1 protein-coding gene is annotated in these 491 nt (G+C 61.7%); it reads left to right on the forward strand.

Features of this window, described 5'->3' with window-relative positions; translation table 11 throughout:
* Positions 1 to 140: 140 nt before the first annotated feature.
* Positions 141 to 491: IS3 family transposase (locus tag BJI47_RS00390; RefSeq protein WP_254900310.1), on the forward strand; the 351-nt coding region annotated here is incomplete at its 3' end.

A 491-nucleotide genomic window follows, 5' to 3' on the forward strand; every position in this document is an offset into this window, starting at 1 on the left:
GCGGACGCTGAGTTGGAGAAGGACGCGCTGCGGGAGGCGTCAGCGGGTTGATCCTATTATTACTGGAAAATTTTGAGCCCAGCTGACAAGCGCCGCGCCGTCGACATGCTCGTAACCACGATGAGCATGTCGAACGACTGGTGTGCAGAGCAGTTGGGCTGTCTCGATCCACCTACGCCCGGACTCCGATCGCGCAGACACCCGCCGACCCTGACGCCGACCTGAGGGCGGCGCTCTGCAACTACGCAGGGAGGAACCCGATGCACGGTTTTCGTCGCGCCTGGGCGCATCTGAGGCACGATGCGGGCAGCACGGTGAACAAGAAGAAGGTGCACCGGTTGTGGAAGGAGGAGGGTCTGCAGGTTCGGATTTACCATCCCCGTAAGCGTGCCGGCGTCAGTTCGTGCCCGCAGATCGAGGCCGATGCGCCGAAAGTGGTGTGGGCTATGGATTTCCAGTTCGACTCGACCGTCGATGGGAAGGCCATCAAG

This window comes from Rhodococcus sp. 1168 (genome assembly GCF_002091955.1).
Taxonomy (GTDB): Bacteria; Actinomycetota; Actinomycetes; order Mycobacteriales; family Mycobacteriaceae; genus Rhodococcoides.